The organism is Metabacillus bambusae, from assembly GCF_017497975.1.
In the GTDB taxonomy this organism is placed as follows: domain Bacteria; phylum Bacillota; class Bacilli; order Bacillales; family Bacillaceae; genus Metabacillus; species Metabacillus bambusae.
In genome coordinates, this window is the sequence record NZ_JAGDEL010000019.1 from 1 (window position 1) to 18,514 (window position 18,514).

An 18,514-nucleotide genomic window follows, 5' to 3' on the forward strand; every position below is an offset into this window, starting at 1 on the left:
AATCAAATGTTTTCTGGATCCAATCAGTCACATCATTAGGGCCAAAAAATGCTGCAATCGTTGGTGGTGTAATGATGAATGACACCGCAAAGATAACAGGAATAACGCCAGCAGGATTAACTTTCAACGGAAGATGAGTCGATTGCCCTCCAGCCATATTGTTATTCCCAGAACGCTTAGCGTATTGAATTGGTATCTTACGAAGTGCTTGTTGAATGAAGATAACTCCAACCACAACTGCTAATATTGCCAATAAAAGAATGACGACTGTTACGATTCTAATAAATAGTTGGTCACCCGCATCTTCAAATTGTTGTGCATAGATTTGGTTAATTGTTGAGGGAATTCCTGCAACGATCCCAGCAAAGATGATAATGGAAATACCATTACCAACACCTTTAGAAGTGATCTGTTCTCCTAACCACATTAAAAATGCTGTACCAGCAGTTAATACAATTGCAATTAATAAGTATGTTCCAATCCCAGGATTCTCAATAAGCAATCCACCTGACTGAGTATTAAATCCGTAGGACATACCTAACGCCTGGATGAATCCTAATATGATCGTAAAGTATCGTGTAAATTGAGCGAGTTTACGACGCCCAACATCACCTTGTTTTGACCACTCAGTAAATTTTGGTACAACATCCATCTGTAAAAGTTGAATGATGATCGAAGCAGTGATATATGGCATAATCCCCATCGCTAGGATAGAAAAATTATACAACGCACCGCCACCGAATGTGTTTAAGATTCCGAATACATTCAGCTCATCCTGTGCTTGAAGAACATCTGCATTAACATTTGGCACAGGAATGAACGTACCAATACGAAATACCACTAACATTAAAAGGGTGAATATGATCTTACTTCTAATATCACCTACGCGCATAAAATTGGAGATTGTTTTAAACATTAGATCACCTCAAGCTTTAGCTCTAGTAAATTCAATAACCTTTTCGCAGGGAATTTGTTAACTTTCCCTATCAGATCAATTTTGCTTTTTCCACTTAACTTTATAACTTAATCAGCAATTATTGTATTTGTTGATACAAAGACATAGACGTTAAGTAAAAAATTTGCTGATAATAGTAACACATCTTAATTAGTTATTTAAAAAAAACGAATAAGAAATGAAATACATAAGTCAATAATTGCAAAAAAAGCACTTGTTACTATTACAGTAGATAGAACTATAATTGTATACCTTGATAATTCTTTTCTCTTTGGCCAACTAACCTTCTTCATTTCACGATTTATATCACCGAAAAAATTCACAATACCTTTTTTTCCTTCTACTACATCTACTTTTAGAACATCCTTATAAATAAGAACCACCCCCTAATTTTTTATTGATCGTTCTTTTTTATTGGCTCTTTTCTAAGAGATTGTTACTTTTAAAACAAAAACTGTTGAAGGTTGATTGGAGCAGAAGTGCGAGACTCCTGCGGGAGCAGCGGGACAGGTGAGACCCCGCAGGCGTTTACGCTGAGGAGGCTCACCGCCCGCCCCGCGGAAAGCGAGCAACTCTCGCTGCAATCAACCACACCGCAATTCTTGGTAAATAGCAACAAAGTTTGCGAAAACAGCCTTTTTATTAAATGATATATATACTATATTGTAAAGCGCTTTCACGATTAAGGAAATAGAAATTTTTTTGAGAAAAGTATAATTTATTTCGCTCTCCCTACTAATGAGTAATATTCTGTAATTATGTAAGGAATATAAACTATGGTCCAAAATCATATTACATATAAAAAACTAGCTTCTTGTTCTAAGACTTGGAAGCTAGTTTTTATCGTTTTTACTCTTTCATTTGTTTTAATAAATTTATCAATATTTTTGTATTTTCCTCTGAAATTGATTTTCCACTTTGAGCTTTTAATTGATTTTCATAAGCATTTAATTGACCATTCATCGCCTGATTATTATCCTTTGCTGCTGATTCTTTCGCAGATTGAAGCTTTTTCACTAGTGATTCAGCGACTCCTTCTTTCGTGACTAGAGCTTCCGTTAAACGACCTAAACTATCAAAGTCAACAGTCACTGTAAATTCGATTTCAGCTTTCGCAGTATTTCCAGCGTTATCTGTCGCTGTTGCCGTAATTTTATTTATTCGCAGTTCAAATTCATAGGCTGGTCCTTCAACATTTTCACATTCTTTTGAAGCAATCCCTGACAGCTCATCAATAATACTGCAAGTGATTTTAATAGACGAATCAACGGAATAAGTTTCTTTATAACCCGTAAACTCTATCACTGGTGCAGTTGTATCTAGAGTTATCTTCTGTTGATATGACTCGCTGATATTTCCAGCATGGTCTTTAAATTCAACAAAGACTGTTTTCTCTCCATCACCAGCTGGCAACGTTAATTCTATTGAAGGTTTAAATTCTTCCCATTCACTCCACTCTTTTGCATTAGTTGAATAGCGTACCTGACTAACTCCGCTTATATCATCCTTCGCTTCTAGAGATAGATTGGCAGTTGATTTATTCGTAAACTCTGCACCATTATTAATGGTAAACTGACCTTCTGGAGGTGTTTCGTCAGCCTCTTCGCCTGGCTCTTCTGGATCTTGATTGAATACGTGATTAACCTGATCATCTGTTAACGCTCGGTTATAAACACGAACATTATCAAAAGCACCTTTGAAATAAGGGTCGTTGTAAAATGCTTTGCCTAAATAAGCTTTTAGATCAGCCCCCATTGTAGAAAGATTCGCCACTAACTGAGTTTCTTCTCCCACAAGTACACCATCTTTATAGAGCTTCATCGTACTATGATTACCGTCCGCATTTCTCTCAAGTACAATACCAATATTCGTCCAAGTGTTTTTTATTGGACTACTCAGTTGTTCTATTACTTTTTGTTCTTTTGACCATGATTTTACGGTTAATGTTGAGTAAATTTCATTTGGTCTTGTTCGCAAAAATAAATACTTTTGTTCATTCTGCCCAACTCCGAAGGTAAAAAAGAATTGATTATCCATTTCAGACTTAATATCCATAAAAATAGATACATTATCTTTACCATCAAAATAACCCTGCGGGAATTCCAAATACGGACTTTCCGTACCTGCATTTCCTCCACCAAGATACAATACCTTTCCTTTCTCTGCATCTTCTTTATAACTTGCACCATTATGAAGCTTACCATTATTTTGTACACTAGATGCACTTGTATTTTTTACTGTCGTTCCTTGTAAGTCTTCATCAAACGTATATTTTAAATCAGGAATGATTTTTTCACCAGTATCTGGTGAAACTGGTTTTACAAGAGCTTTGCCCCACTTTTCCATCACTGCATCATACTCTTTTTGAGTAACAGGCAAAATGCTACCGTGTTTTGCCCCTGTTGGCATCCTAAACTCTGTATTTTCTAATCTTCTAAAATTACCTTTGTCTAAATCCTCAGCGCTTTCCGCAATTAATGGAAAGAAACCAGCACCTGAATTAGATCCTGCATAACCATCTAATAACAGAATCCATTTTTCTATTCCGTTCATCTTAAAGATTCCAGGACCCTCCACTCCGCCTTGGTCCCCTACTTTATTTTTAACTAATTCAAAATCACCAAGAACAGAATCACTTTTCTCTAAGAAGACACTTATATCCTGTTCATTTTTTGTAAAACGATAATAGCTTCCATTGTGTTCGATCATTGATGTATCAATGAATGTATTTGTTTCTGTTTTGGGTACATAGATTTCAGGCTTTGTAAATGTCCAGAAATCACGAGTTTTTGCATAATATATATTGTGTCCATCAACATTTGATGCCCAATATACAACATATTCGCCAGTTGTTGGATCGTAAATAGTCTCTGGTGCCCATGCATTTCCTGCATCCTCAGGAGCAATTTCAATCATTCTTTGGTCAGACCAATTTATTAAGTCATCTGATTCCCAAACCATAATCGATTTACTTCCGTTATTTGCATATTGCGGCCAATTCCCGGCATTTGCATCTAAATCTGTTGCAATCAGATAAAATTTGTCACCTTCTGGTTATCTGACAACATAGGAATCACGCAGACCTTTCGTTCCTAAAGTAGATTCTAATATTGGTTCATTGTTATTCATATCATCCCAGAAAAGTCCATTTTTACTTGAAGCAAGATGAATTTGTTGGCTTTCCCCATCCCCATATAAGTTAGCACGGAAATAAGTATAAATATAACCTTTAAAGTCATCTAATTGAATTGCTTTTTTTACGACTGTATCGAATACCTTTTCACTAACTTCTCCATTAAATTGAAAGACTGCCGTTAATTTTACGTTTTGATCTGTAGATTGCCGTTTAACAACACCAGCAGGTATTTCTCTACTTTCTCCTGTTTCTTTATCAGAAATGACAGATGGATTCGAAGATTCCCAGGTGATATTTATCTTATTTCCATTTACATTTATTTCGTTTGGTAATGTAATATTTCCACGTATATTCTTTTCATTTGGAATAACTAATTTTGATTTCCCTTCTATTAAAATTGGATTTTCACCTTCCGCTTTTACAAGTAAACTACCACCAATAACATGATACAGGTTACTGAATACAAAATTAAAAACCAAAAAAATTATAAGTGTTCGTTTTACCATTTTCTTCATTACCTTCCTTCATTTGTTGATAATAGTTTAACATTTAAAACGCTTTCATACTTAAAATCTTTAGAGCTGATTTTCCACTATTTGAATAAACTAGTTATAAAATTTTCCAATGAAAAAACTAGCTTTCTAGTCTAAGACTTGAAAACTAGTTCTTCTATTTAAACGATACCTTCAAAGTATTATTCTAATTCATTTGTTTTACTAAATTTATCAATATTTTTGTATTTTCTTCTGGGATTGATTTTCCACTTTGAGCTTTTAATTGATTTTCATAAGCATTTAATTGACCATTCATTGCCTGATTATTATCCTTTGCTGCTGATTCTTTCGCAGATTGAAGCTTTTTCACTAGTGATTCAGCGACTCCTTCTTTCGTGACTAGAGCTTCCGTTAAACGACCTAAACTATCAAAGTCAACAGTCACTGTAAATTCGATTTCAGCTTTCGCAGTATTTCCAGCGTTATCTGTCGCTGTTGCCGTAATTTTATTTATTCCCAGTTCAAATTCATAGGCTGGTCCTTCAACATTTTCGCATTCTTTTGAAGCAATCCCTGACAGCTCATCAATAATACTGCAAGTGATTTTAATAGACGAATCAACGGAATAAGTTTCTTTATAACCCGTAAACTCTATCACTGGTGCAGTTGTATCTAGAGTTATCTTCTGTTGATATGACTCGCTGATATTTCCAGCATGGTCTTTAAATTCAACAAAGACTGTTTTCTCTCCATCACCAGCTGGCAATGTTAATTCTTTTGATGATTTAAATTCTTCCCATTCACTAAACTCTTTTCCATCAGTTGAATAACGAACTTGATGAACACCGCTTAAATCATCCTTGGCTTCTAGAGTTAAAGTGACAGTTGAATCATTTGTATACTTCTCACCATCATTAATAATAAATTGTCCTTCAGGTGGTGTAGGATCTTGTTGTTTCTCTACTGTGACGACACTAACTGCCATTAAACCGCCATCAACTGTTGTTGCACTGATTTTCGCGATCCCTTCCTTCAGGGCAGTTACTTTTCCGTTTTCGTCAACAGTAGCAACCTCTTCATTATTACTAGACCAAACAACAGCTTTATTGACTGCGTCATTAGGTGCAACTGTTGCAATTAGCTTTCCTGTCTGACCCTCTGACAACTTCAATGTTTCTTGATCAAGTGTTACACTTGTTGGAAATTGTTCGGCGCTTGGGACTTTAACTGCTGGAACATTTGCAAGTATTGCCTCATGCTCAGCTTTTGTAACAGGGATTACTGTTCCATGACGCGGACGTGCTGGTAAGTCATAGTCTTCAGACATTTTCCATTCACCTGACTGCAAATCGGTTGTTTCAAAAGGAACATATCCTCTACCGCCAAATTCATCAATGAACATATACCATTTTTCTTCTGTATTCGATTTGAAGATTGTAGGCCCTTCCCCAGCACCAATTGAGCCTTTGCCAATTCCTTCTTTAATAAGATCGAAGTTAGGGTCAAGTACGGAATCTCCTACCTCTTGGAAAATAAATTTACCGTTTGGTGAGGATGTTGTATTGTTTCTTTCATCCTTTGATAATCGATAAACTTTATCGTCATGTTCAATCATCGTTGTATCAATAACTGAGTATCCACGATCAATATATACTTCAGGTTCTGTAAATGTATAGAAATCTCTTGTTTTACTGTACATCATTTTGTTATAAGTTGATCCACTATGTTCTTCATTGTCGTATAGCTTTGAAGCCCAGAAAACAACATATTCTCCTGTTGAGTCATCGTAAAAGATTTCAGGTGCCCAAGTATTTCCTGCCTCTTTTGGTGCTACATCGACCATTCTTTGCTCAGACCAATTAATCAAATCAGTGGATTCCCAAACCATGATCGATCTACTTCCTGATCTTTGTGCTCGATCCCAATTCCAATCGCCATTGATTTTTAAATCTGTTGCAATTAAATAGAATTTATCTCCTTCAGGAGAGCGAATGATAAACGGATCTCTCAGTCCTTTTTCACCTAAATCAGAAGTGATTGCTGGTTCTCCATTGTTTAACTCATTCCATTTAAGTGGATTGTTCCCTTCACTTAAGGAGAAATAAATTTGCTCACCATTCGTGTAGCCTTCGCCTGTAAAGTAACTGAAAACGTAACCTTCATACTTTTCTTTTTTCGGCATTTCTTTGACATTTGCTAAAAATGCCTTTGTAATCGTTTCGTTATTTAATTTGATCGTTGCTGTTAACTTAACTTTAGTATTTCCTTCACCATGTTCAGGGCGTTTTACCTCTCCAGTTGCTGTAATGATCTTTGAATCACTTGATTTCCATGTAATCGTTGACCCGTTTTCTCCAGATGTCGGTAATGTTAGATTTCCGCGAACATCATGAATGTTATATACCTTTAATGCTTCTGCATCTGTTCTGACTGCGACAGAATCATGCGGTTTCTTTACTACAGTTACTGTAAATTCTTTTGTTGCCTCGTTGTTTCCGTCTGAAATAGTTGCTGTAATGGTTACTGTTTGATTTCCTTCTTCAAAGGACGGTCTAGTAACCTTCCCTTCATTTGTGATGATATCTTGATTTTGTGATTCCCATGTGATGGTTGTTCCATTTGCTCCCGTCTTAGGGAATGATAAATCTGTTGTGATTTCATCTTTCGTTTCGTTCTTATTAATAATAGTTGAGTAGTCTAATTGTTTGAACGCATTTTGAAGTAATAAACCATTCATTTTAGCAATTTTTGTATCTGCTGCTTCTTTCAATTTACTCACCTCTGATGCCGATAAGGCTCCATCATATACTTCAAAATCAGAAATCATTCCGCCAAAGTATGGATCACTAGAATAGAATGATCGTCCGATAAATCCGCTTAATCCATTACTATTGTTTATCTGTGCTAATGTATAACCATTTGTAGATCCAGTTGCAACTTCAACACCATCAATATACAATTTCAATGTTTTATCTTCACCAGACATAACGGCTGTAACCAATTTCCACTCATTTGACTTTAAGGCACCAGTTGTTGCATTTGCCCCAGCCTCATTTTGCCAGCTTGTGATTCCAAGACCTACACGTGCAGATCGGTCACCTGAATTACGTTTTGGAGTCGTAAATAAATATTTATTGCTATCCTGACCTAAAGCAAATATCCATTCAGCCTCATTTTTGCCTTCCCAATTCACTAATGAAGAAACGGTCACACTCTCTAACCCGTTTAGTACACCTTGAGGCATCTCAATATACGAGCTTGTGGAACCGCCTTTAAAGCCGATAACTCCTGTCTCATCCCCTTTAATCAGTTCAGCGTTCTGAGGATTGATAAGCTTCCCTTCAAAATTACCTGTACCATCTACTACTTTTGTACCTTCAATATTGTTCATATCATAATCAAGAATTAACTCAGCTTTTTCCGGCTTCTCAACTGGAGTTTCCGTAACCTCTTCATCTGCTAAACTAGCAACTTCTTCGGCATTAAGAGCACGGTTATAAATTCTAAAGTCATCAAATTTCCCGTTAAAAAGACTGTGATTTTCATTGCTAGACTTACCTAAATAGTTCATCGTTGTTTCTATAAGCATTCTTGGCTCTACATTATAAGTTGAGCTCCTTGAGACTTCTTTTCCATCTACATATAATACTGCGTCAAATCCATCAACCGTCATTGCTACATGATGCCAATTTGCAGTAGTAAGCATTGGAGCTCTCACAGCATATTTATAGGTACTTCCTAAAAGAGAATTTTGATTTGCAAACTTTTCGGTGAATGGTGTAACAATGGCAAATTCTAAGTTACCTGCATCACCCTGTGTGCTTAAATACATTGTATTACGGTTTGCAACTCTTCCAGTATTAGATGAAAAATCAAAAATTCGTTGGTTTGCTTGATCTCCCTGTACTTTAACCCACGTAGACATTGTCATACTTTCTAGGTTAAGGTCTTTAATTGTATTTTTCGGTAACTCAACATATCCTGAACTTCCATCTAATTCTACTGCTCCTGTTGATTGACCAACTGTGTCAGTTGAATCAATCTTAGATCCACCTACTAATTTTGCATCAAAACCATTATTTGAAACATCTTTTACAGTTGTTCCATCAATATCTTCCTTGTCAAATGTATAATGAACAACTGGTTCTTTAGATTGCTCTGGTGCAGGCATGCCATATTTGTCTTGAAGGGCATTATATTCCGCACGGGTGATTGGAATAACCGTACCATGTCGTGGTCCTGGTGGCAGCGCATATTCAGATTCTAGAAATAAATTGTTGACAAATTGTGATCCATCTTCCAGATCTGTAGACCAACGAACATGATATGGCCAAGAATCTAAGAACATATACCATTTATCATCATGGATGTCTTTAAATATTGTTTGACCCTCATTGTTTCCTTGATGACCGATAAGTCCTCTGTTTCCATCTTTTGTACCTGAAATCAGATCATATTGAAACCCATTTTCCTTGATTCCATCTTTATCTTGGAAGATATCTGTTGCTTTTTCGTAATACACTCTGTAATTCACTTCCGATTTAGTAAATCGATAAAGAGTGTTGTTATTTTGGACGATGCTTGTATCAATTGTAGGGAAGCCTTCATCAATAAACACTTTTGGCTCAGAGAACGAATGGAAATCCCTAGTTGTTGCGTAATACATCACATTGTACTGTCCTGCTGGTCTTCCATTTGGGAAATCACCATATGTTTCTTCATTTTTCATTGAAGAAGCCCAGAATACAACGTATTCGCCAGTTTTTTCGTTATAAATAGCTTCAGGTGCCCAAGTATTGCCACCAGTTTTAGGAGCAACTTCTACCATTCGCTGTTCGCTCCAATTTACAAAATCATCAGATTCCCAGATCATAAGGGAATGACTTCCAGTGATTTGCGCCTGGTCAAAGTTGGTGCTCTCGCCCATTTTTAAGTCAGTTGCCAACATATAAAATTTATCCCCTTCAGGAGATCGAATGATAAATGGGTCTCTAAGCCCCTTTTCACCCATATTTGATTGAATAACGGATTGACCATTATTTAATGCTCGCCATTTTAATGGATCTTCTGCAGTAGCGAAGGAAATTTCCTCTCCACCTTCATATTCACCAGTGAAATAGGAGAAGAAGTAAGCATCATAAGTCAATTTGCCAGGATCTTTTATTACGTTAAGATTGAATTCTTTTTTCGTTTCAGCTTCTCCATTAGAAATTGTTGCTGTTAATGTAACCTTTGTATCTACTTCAGGTCTTGTTACCATGCCAAGTTGATGCGCATTATCAGTTGCTTCTGCAGATCCTTTAACAATTAATGGATTGGAAGATTCCCATGTAATGGAACTCCCATGTTCACCTTTTACTGGTAAACTTAAGTTTCCTTTTACTTGATTTACGTTTTGTAAAGTTAAGTTTGAAGCATCCAGCTGTACTATTTGTTCATCCGCATACTCTTTTAAAACGGTTACAATAAATGGTTTCTTTGTTGCAAGTCCTTCATAAGAAATAGTAGCTGTTAATTCAACTTCTACATCCGATTCTGTTTTATCAGGACGAGTAACTGTTCCGTCATTTGCAACGACTTCAGTGTTACTTGAACTCCAAGTAATATCTACTCCATGCTTGCCCTTTGTAGGAAGTGCGAGATTATTCGTTATTTTATCAGTGCTTTCATCACTGCTATCTAAATATTCAGCAATATCAAGAGATTCTGAGGCTTCATTTATAACAAGCTGATTGATTTTGGCAATTTTACTAGATGTTTCTGTATATAAATCAGTCACCTGTTCATCTGATAATGCACCATTATATACTCGGAAATCACCGATCATCCCTTTAAAATATGGATCATTTTTAAAGATTGATTTTCCAAGAAAACCAGAAAAGTCTGCTGATGGATCAATAATCTCCGATAACTTTTTCCCACCGGCTGATCCTGTTGCTACCTTATTCCCATTTACATATAATGTCAAAGCATTCGCTTTTTCTGAGAAAACAACAGTTGCAACTTCCCATTTTCCAGCTCTCATTGTCGATGTCCCTTTGACTAGTGATTCATTTCTCCATCCAGCTTTGGAAATCCCTGTTGCTGCTACATTTCCTGAACCATGTCGGGGTGTAACAAAGAAATATTTATTCCCATTCTCCGCATCATCTGTTACTGCTCCTAAACCAAAAATCCAACGGTTTGCTCCGTCATTATTCCAATTCACAAGTGCCGAAATGGTTACATCTTGTAAACCAGTTAATAAATCAGAACCATTCTCACCTTTTGGTATTTCAATATATCCACTATTTGAAGTTGAACTTCCACCATTAAAAGAAACATATCCAACTTCATCATTATGAACCAAATGACCATTTTCTGGATTTTTAAATATTCCATCAAATGCTACATCATTACCTGATACATCCTTCATCGTAATTTGATCACCATTTTTAACGTTTGATTTCATATCATAATGCAGAATCAATTCAGGGGTTGTAGAATTCAATTCTTCCGCAAATGATGATTGTGGGACTAATCCTGACAAAGTTTGAAAGATCATAATAGATAATAGAAAGATAGAAAATCTTTTTCTATTTTTCATTTTTTCACTCCTTTACTATATTAGCGTGACGATACTGTTGTTTGATTCGTCTTGCTTCTAGCTACTATTACTCTTTGCAATACAATAAACAATAATAATAATGTTCCAATTGCAATCTTTGTCCACCAAGAGCTTAACGTTCCCTCAAATACGATAACGGTTTGGATAATACCTAAAATAAGTACCCCAACAACACTACCTGCTACATATCCTGCACCACCTGTGAGCAATGTACCACCAATTACAACAGCAGCTATCGTATCAAGCTCTAGACCGTTTGCATGAAGTCCATATCCTGATAACATATAAAAAGTGAAAATTATGCCAGCAAGGGATGAACAAAAACCACTAACTGTATAAATTAATATTTTTGTTTTCCCTACAGGTAATCCCATTAATAATGCAGATTGTTCACTTCCACCTAATGCATATACATTACGTCCAAATTTAGTGTAGTGAGCAATAAAAATTGCTGCAATTACTACTAGCATAGCGATTATGACACTTATGGAAATAAAATTCCCTCCCCCAACTGGGATTCGAGTACTAGCCATAAAACTAAAAAATTTATGGTCAATCGTAATTGATTCAACACTAATTAGATAACATAGCCCTCTAGCAAGAAACATTCCTGCAAGTGTAACGATAAATGGTTGTAAATTATAGTATTGAATCAGACATCCCATACAAAAACCTAGAACTGTACCAACAAGTAGACTTATTGGAATAACAAGGACTGGTGATAGTTGGGCATTCATTGTAAGACTGGCTGCTACCATACTGGTTAACGCAATGATGGAACCAACAGAGAGATCAATTCCCCCTGATAAAATAACAAATGTCATTCCCACTGCAACAACGATCAAGAATGCGTTATCAATAAACAAATTCAGAAAAACTTGTGTTGAAAAAAATCCAGTATATCTAAGTGAGCCAAAAATAAACATCACGATAAACAATCCGATTGTTGCTATTAAAGGGAGATGTTTAGAATCTAATTGTAATTTATTTGTCATGATACCGACACTCCCTCACTTTTCTTTTCTATTTTTTTCGCTGTAAAACCGCCAAATACTTTCTTTCTAAACTCAGGTGATTGCAAAAGACAAACAATTAATACTACAATTGCTTTTACGACAAGGTTTATTTCTGGAGCAATTCCAATCGAATAAATAGTAGTGGTTAAACTTTGAATGATAAGGGCACCTATGACTGTTCCCATCAAGTGAAATCTACCACCATTCAATGATGTTCCACCTATTACTACAGCTAGAATAGCATCCAGCTCATACCAAAGCCCAGCATTGTTTCCATCTGCGCTTGCTACATTTGAACTTAAGATTAAGCCAGCAATTCCTGCACATAATCCGGAAAACACGTAAACCATTAATAAAATATTTTTTGAATTTATTCCGGAAAGACGGCTTGCTTCTGGGTTCGTACCTACTGATTCAATAAATAAACCGATTGCTGTTTTTCTAGTTAAGAGTGAAGCAACTGCCATCACAGCAGCTACGATAAAGATTGAAAAAGGTAGCATTAACAAGTAACCACCACCAATGAACGTATATGGATCATAATATACAGTCATGATTTGACCATCTGTGATTAATTGAGCAATTCCACGCCCTGCAACCATGAGGATTAATGTTGCAACGATTGGTTGAACCCCAATTCTAGAAACAAGTACACCATTCCATATACCAGTTAATACAGAGATACCAATAACTAAACCAATTGCAGTGAATAGTGGTACTAAACTATCTCCACTTGCACCACTTACTGTCATAGCACCTACGGCACCAGCCATTGCTATGACGGAACCAACTCCGAGATCAACTCCTTTTGTAGCAATGACAAGAGTCATTCCAATTGAAACCAATAACAATGGAGCCCCTCGATTAAGAATGTCTATTAGACTACCTGTTAAATAGCCATTTTTCACTTCAATTGAAAAGAAGTTTTTATCAAAAAAAAGATTGATTAATAGAATGATTAATAAAATGACTATTGGCCAAAATAATTTTGATTTCATCACGTCATCCCCCAGCCATTGCCTTCATTATGTCTTTTTGTGTAATTTGCTGATCATTCTCAATCTCGGAAACTTTCTTATGATCTCGTAGAACAGCAATCTTACGACAAGTACGTAACACTTCTTCTATTTCAGAAGAAACAAATAAAATCGACATACCTTCTTTACTTAATGAAAGCATTAATTTTTGAATTTCCGCTTTTGCTCCTACATCAATTCCTCTTGTAGGTTCATCTAAAATTAATAATTTAGGATTCGTAATCAACCATCTAGCGAGCAAAACCTTTTGTTGATTTCCACCACTTAAATTTTTAATTAATTGCTCTGGATTTGGCGGATTAATGTTCAATAGTTTGATATATTCATCAGCAATTTCAATTTGTCTTTTCTTTGGAATATATCTAAACCATCCTTGGATTCCTTGCATAGCTAGGATCATGTTTTCTCTTATTGTTAGGTCAGCAATGATTCCCTCTGCTTTGCGGTTTTCAGAGCAAAAAGCGATTCCATTGGAGATAGCTTGTTTAGGGGAAGAAAGATTTGTTTTACTACCAGTTATCTTGATTTCACCTGTATCAGCTTTATCTGCACCAAACATTAATCTTGCTAATTCCGTTCTTCCTGAACCAAGGAGCCCAGCAAGTCCGACAATTTCACCTTCATGTATATCAATATCAAAAGGTGCAATTTTGCCTTTTTTCGAAATGTTTTTTCCTTGCAAAAATAGTTTTTTCTTATCAAATGAATTTCTACTAGTTCCTTTTTCTGTACGATTAAGCTCGTTTAAGTCTTTACCAATCATCTTAGAGACTAATTCAAGCCTTTCAATTTCATTTGTCTTATATTCACCAATCCATGTGCCATTACGTAAGACCGTTAGTCGATCTGTAATTTCATAGATTTGATCAAGGAAGTGACTAACAAAAACAATTGCTAAGCCTTCCTGCTTTAATTTTCGAATTACATTAAACAATTGATTAACCTCATTTTGATCAAGGCTTGATGTTGGTTCATCCAAAATGAGTACTTTTGCAGATACTTTTAGGGAGCGTGCGATCGCTATCATTTGCTGAATTGCTACAGAATAGGAAGACAATAGCTTTGTTACATCGATACTTAAGTTTAGTCTTGTTTTCAATAACTCTTTTGCCTGTCTCGTCATTTCTTTCCAATCGAGGCGGCCTCTTTTCGTAATTTCTCGACCAATAAAGATATTTTCTACTACTGATAAGTTTGTACATAAATTCACTTCTTGGTATACCGTGCTAATCCCTAAGTTTTGCGCCTCAAGTGGATTTGTAACGCGAATGGATTTACCTTCTAGAGTTACTGAACCTTCATCAAACGTATAAACACCTGTTAATACTTTAATTAATGTCGACTTCCCTGCACCATTCTCCCCCATCAATGCTTGAACCTCACCAGGGTATAGTTTTAACTGAACGTTAGATAAAGCTTTAACTCCTGGGAACTCCTTTGTTATTCCTTCCATTATTAGTATCGGAGTCTGATTCTTCACAATTTCCCCTCCTAACAATCTCTTATTTTAAGAGCCACTAGTTAGTTAATAGTAAAGGATATACTACCTATCTAGTGGCTTTATTTGTTATTTTATTCCCTAGTTTAATACTCTCGTGTTGGGAGTAATTCCTCAGCTTGATCCATTGTATACATGCTTTCTTCTACAGCTACACGCTTTTCAATCTCTTCACCAGCTAAATGTGCTTCAATTAAATCGACCATTTGCGGACCAAACAATGGGTTACACTCAACTGTTACGTTCATTTTACCTGCTGCCATTGCTTCGAACGCACCTTTTACTGCATCAACACCAATGATTTTAATATCTTCACCTGGTTTTAATCCGTACTCTTCAATTGCTTGAATCGCACCAATTGCCATATCATCGTTATGAGCGTATAAAACATCAATGTTGTCTCCATCTGATTTTAAGAACGCTTCCATTACTTCTTTTCCTTTTGCACGTGTAAAGTCACCTGTTTGAGATTTGATAATTTTAAGATTAGGGTGATCTTTGATTACTTCTTCAAACCCTTCTTTACGGTCAATAGCTGGTGCTGAACCTACTGTACCTTGAAGCTCAACGATATTAACATCGCCTTCTTCATCCTTTGTTTCTTCCACTAACCAATTCGCAGCTTTTCTACCTTCTTCAACAAAGTCTGAACCTAAAAACGTTACCCAAAGTGAGTCATCTTCAATATCAACAGAACGGTCTGCTAGAAATACTGGAATCCCTGCATCCTTTGCTTCTTGTAACACCGTTTCAAATCCTGTTTCAACAACAGGAGAGAAGACAATTGCATCTACTTTTTGTGCGATGAATGAGCGAATGGCCTTAATTTGATTTTCTTGCTTTTGTTGGGCATCTGAAAATTTCAATTCATGACCTGCAGCTTTAATCGCATCCTGCATTGACTTTGTATTTGCAGTTCTCCATTCACTTTCAGCACCTACTTGTGAAAAACCTATTACTAACTTATCGCTAGACTTAGAATCTCCTGAACTAGCACCAGATTCTGTTTGCCCCCCTGTACCAGATGAGTTACATGCTGATAATAAGAGCATAAGTGCCATCATAAGAAGTAAAATCATTTTTCCTTTAAGTAACTTTTTCATAATATGAAGCCTCCCCTTTTTCTTCAATTCAAAAGTTTTTTAACTTTTTTGAATTTGTATATTCTGATTATAAAGCGTTTACACATAATTGGTGAATGGAATAACTTTCGAAAAAATTGTAAATTTATTTAGTTCAAAATCCTCTACTAAAAAGGAAAAACTTCAAATTCTTTTTAAAAATTGCATTATTTTTTGCCGAAAACTAATAGAATAAGAAACAGGAATCCAAATCTTATCATTTCTACTTAAAGCTAGCATACTAATTTATTTGTTTGGAGGTAAGAATGCTATTATTAACATGCTTTTTACTTATTCTACTTTGAAAAAGAAAACAGACATAGAGGATATCCCTATGTCTGTTTCAAATCTGGGCTATTTATTTTCTTGATATACTTTGTTCTGAGGTTGTAAATTTCCAATAATCCATATTAAATAAGTTGTTTTCTCCTTCTCCTTTGAACATGAAGAATATATTGTGTCTACCGCTAACGTTCTTTACTTTGGTTTTCATCAGTTGCCATTCTTGGTCTCCACCAGTAGGTTTAACGTCGAGCGTACCAATAACTTTACCAACTGGACTGTCCAGGCGAATTTCAATTGTACCGCCTGAAGTTGACGCAATATTTGTTTCGAATGATACAGCTCGATTTTTACCAAAATCTGCTTGTGATACAGCAATCCATTCTCCATTATTGATGTCCGTTACATTAAGGTTAATGCTCTCTACCAAGCTGCCAGGTGCTTCGGATTTCTCAGTCGATATTCCAGCATTCCATGCGATTGTTTCAGCCTCGTTCCTCTTATATGGATCAAGGCTGGTAACCTGGGATACACCTTTCATATCTGCTTTGACATCTTTTATATGACCATTCTCATCATATTCAACCTTATTAATGTGAGGAGAACGGTACCCTTGAGCAGTTCCTAATTCTTTCGCTAATGTTTGTGCATGATAGGTTATATACGTTTGGCCTTTAAACTCAAAGAAATCCTGATGATTGTTTCCTCCAACACCAAAAAATAGATATGGATTTTTAAGTGCTGTACCCACATACTTAAACGGTCCCATCGGATTTTCACTTATCATATAAGCAATTTCACCAGTCTTCGGATCGTCTGCCTCACGTACACCAGAGAAATTTGTACTATATGAGTAGTAGTACTTACCATTACGTTTGTGAATACCTGAAGCTTCGAACAAGAATGGTGCATCAATTACTTTTGCTTCCCCTTCTGTATGAATCATATCATCACTTAACTTAATAACTCTGGCAGTTTTCGGAGATTCAGCTTGCTCTTGGGTTGGTGGTGAACCTGGTACACCGCCGCCGTAATACAAATATGCTTGACCATCATCATCGACAAAGGCTGCAGGGTCAAAGAGCCACGTTACACCCTCAGCTTCAGGTGTATTCCGGGCTACTAAAGGTTTTCCAAGCGGATCTGTCCAAGGCCCAATAGGACTATCTGATGTAAGTACGCCAATTCCTGACGCGTTATTTGAAAAATACAAGAAAAATTTATCCTTACCTTCAATATTCCTATGTTCAACAGATACCGCCCACGATTGAGTCGCCCATTTTGCTGCGCCATTAGGTCCTGCTACAGGAATTGCACCGTGGTCAGTCCAGTTGACCATATCATCAGAAGAAATGACGGTAACCGTATTAATCTTGCCATAGGTATTCGGTACGACATTTCCGTTTGCATCATATTCGTACTGATCATTTGTTAAATAAATATAAATCCTTCCATCGTAAACCATAGCATGTGGATCGGCACCAAATTTATGGCTGATAAGTGGATTGGCATAACCAGGAATCTTCGCAACTGCACCTGTATCCAGTAGATTTAATCCAATGTTAGCCACTGCATCATGTACTGAATATTCAATGTCTCCACCATCGACCTTGATATAATTGGTCCTGATAACATCCGTCTTATCGGATGTCACAAAATCTTTTACTTTTAATTTAATCGTTGCGAATAAATCAGATTTTTTATGTGAGAAGCTTACATTACCACCCTTTACATGAAGAATTAAATTATTATTGGAATAAGTATATGAACTTGCTCCAGTAATATTTTTCGAGTTGAATTCCACCCCAGTCACAGTTAGACTATTAGGGATATTGAATGATGCAGCAATGGAGGTATATCGTCCCTTTGACAACTCATCCAATATCACTGGGACTTCTAACTCTATATTTGGAGCACCAATGACTTCAAAAACATCTCCTAACTCCGCATTCAGAACTGTTGGTGATGTAACTGTACTTCTTTCATTTATTTGAGCAAATGACGTTTTACTTGGTACAAAATTCAGTAACATTGAAAACATTATTATGAGTAAAAACAGCTTCTTATACACTCTTATAAATCTCCTTCTACTAAGATTTTATTAATCAATAGGATTTTAAATCGAATGACTTAGAATCCTTTTTATTTCCTTTTTAGTAAAAAATTCTGTTGTACCACCAATTACTATAAAATTCTCCCTCCTATCGTTTTTATTTTATTACAAACATTATTTTGCTTATAGGACAACACCCCCTTTAATTGAAGAGATAGAAACATAGAATACCCTATATTAAAGCGCTTTCAAGTTCTATAGAGTAACTAGATCTTTCTTGCAATTATTTAATCCAATTCAAGCTATTGTTGTAGT

At 36.0% G+C, this 18,514-nt stretch carries 9 protein-coding genes and 1 pseudogene; all 10 read right to left on the reverse strand.

The window, feature by feature from the left end; all coding sequences use genetic code 11:
* On the reverse strand, positions 1–916 hold a 916-nt coding region (gene secY, locus I7822_RS20545; RefSeq protein WP_207980944.1), incomplete at its 3' end, for a preprotein translocase subunit SecY.
* Positions 917–1,113: 197 nt separating this feature from the next.
* Positions 1,114–1,281 (reverse strand): preprotein translocase subunit SecE, encoded by a 168-nt coding sequence (gene secE / locus I7822_RS20550; protein WP_307847830.1) that lies wholly within the window; start codon positions 1,279–1,281, stop codon positions 1,114–1,116.
* 523 nt (positions 1,282–1,804) lie between these two features.
* Positions 1,805–3,301 carry a LamG domain-containing protein gene (locus I7822_RS20555; protein WP_504739660.1) on the reverse strand — a complete coding sequence of 499 codons (1,497 nt, stop codon included), beginning with the start codon at positions 3,299–3,301 and terminating at the stop codon, positions 1,805–1,807.
* Positions 3,302–3,319: 18 nt separating this feature from the next.
* Positions 3,320–4,606: pseudogene (locus tag I7822_RS30850) on the reverse strand (immunoglobulin-like domain-containing protein); the annotation flags it as partial.
* Positions 4,607–4,790: 184 nt separating this feature from the next.
* Entirely contained in the window at positions 4,791–11,171 is a 6,381-nt protein-coding gene (locus I7822_RS20565; RefSeq protein WP_207980947.1) for an immunoglobulin-like domain-containing protein, read from the reverse strand.
* A gap of 20 nt (positions 11,172–11,191) precedes the next feature.
* The gene (gene yjfF / locus I7822_RS20570; protein WP_207980948.1) at positions 11,192–12,187 is read right to left on the reverse strand and encodes a galactofuranose ABC transporter, permease protein YjfF; all 996 of its coding nucleotides are present in this window, start codon (positions 12,185–12,187) and stop codon (positions 11,192–11,194) included.
* The gene (locus I7822_RS20575; protein ID WP_207980949.1) at positions 12,184–13,206 is read right to left on the reverse strand and encodes an ABC transporter permease; all 1,023 of its coding nucleotides are present in this window, start codon (positions 13,204–13,206) and stop codon (positions 12,184–12,186) included. The genes yjfF and I7822_RS20575 overlap by 4 nt, the downstream gene beginning before the upstream one ends.
* Positions 13,207–13,210: 4 nt before the next feature.
* The gene (locus tag I7822_RS20580) at positions 13,211–14,698 is read right to left on the reverse strand and encodes a sugar ABC transporter ATP-binding protein (RefSeq protein ID WP_207981016.1); all 1,488 of its coding nucleotides are present in this window, start codon (positions 14,696–14,698) and stop codon (positions 13,211–13,213) included.
* 131 nt (positions 14,699–14,829) lie between these two features.
* Entirely contained in the window at positions 14,830–15,846 is a 1,017-nt protein-coding gene (locus I7822_RS20585) for an ABC transporter substrate-binding protein (protein ID WP_207980950.1), read from the reverse strand.
* 376 nt (positions 15,847–16,222) lie between these two features.
* Complete coding sequence (locus I7822_RS20590; RefSeq protein ID WP_307847828.1) at positions 16,223–18,217, reverse strand: glycoside hydrolase family 43 protein; 1,995 nt, start codon at positions 18,215–18,217, stop codon at positions 16,223–16,225.
* Between the last annotated feature and the right edge of the window lie 297 nt (positions 18,218–18,514).

Coding starts and splice junctions, on each gene's coding strand:
- I7822_RS20555 (WP_504739660.1), bottom strand. CDS start 3,301: ATGGAAAAGTGGGGCAAAGCTCTTGTAAAACCAGTTTCACCAGATACT.
- I7822_RS20565 (WP_207980947.1), bottom strand. CDS start 11,171: ATGAAAAATAGAAAAAGATTTTCTATCTTTCTATTATCTATTATGATC.
- yjfF (WP_207980948.1), bottom strand. CDS start 12,187: ATGACAAATAAATTACAATTAGATTCTAAACATCTCCCTTTAATAGCA.
- I7822_RS20575 (WP_207980949.1), bottom strand. CDS start 13,206: ATGAAATCAAAATTATTTTGGCCAATAGTCATTTTATTAATCATTCTA.
- I7822_RS20580 (WP_207981016.1), bottom strand. CDS start 14,698: ATGGAAGGAATAACAAAGGAGTTCCCAGGAGTTAAAGCTTTATCTAAC.
- I7822_RS20585 (WP_207980950.1), bottom strand. CDS start 15,846: ATGAAAAAGTTACTTAAAGGAAAAATGATTTTACTTCTTATGATGGCA.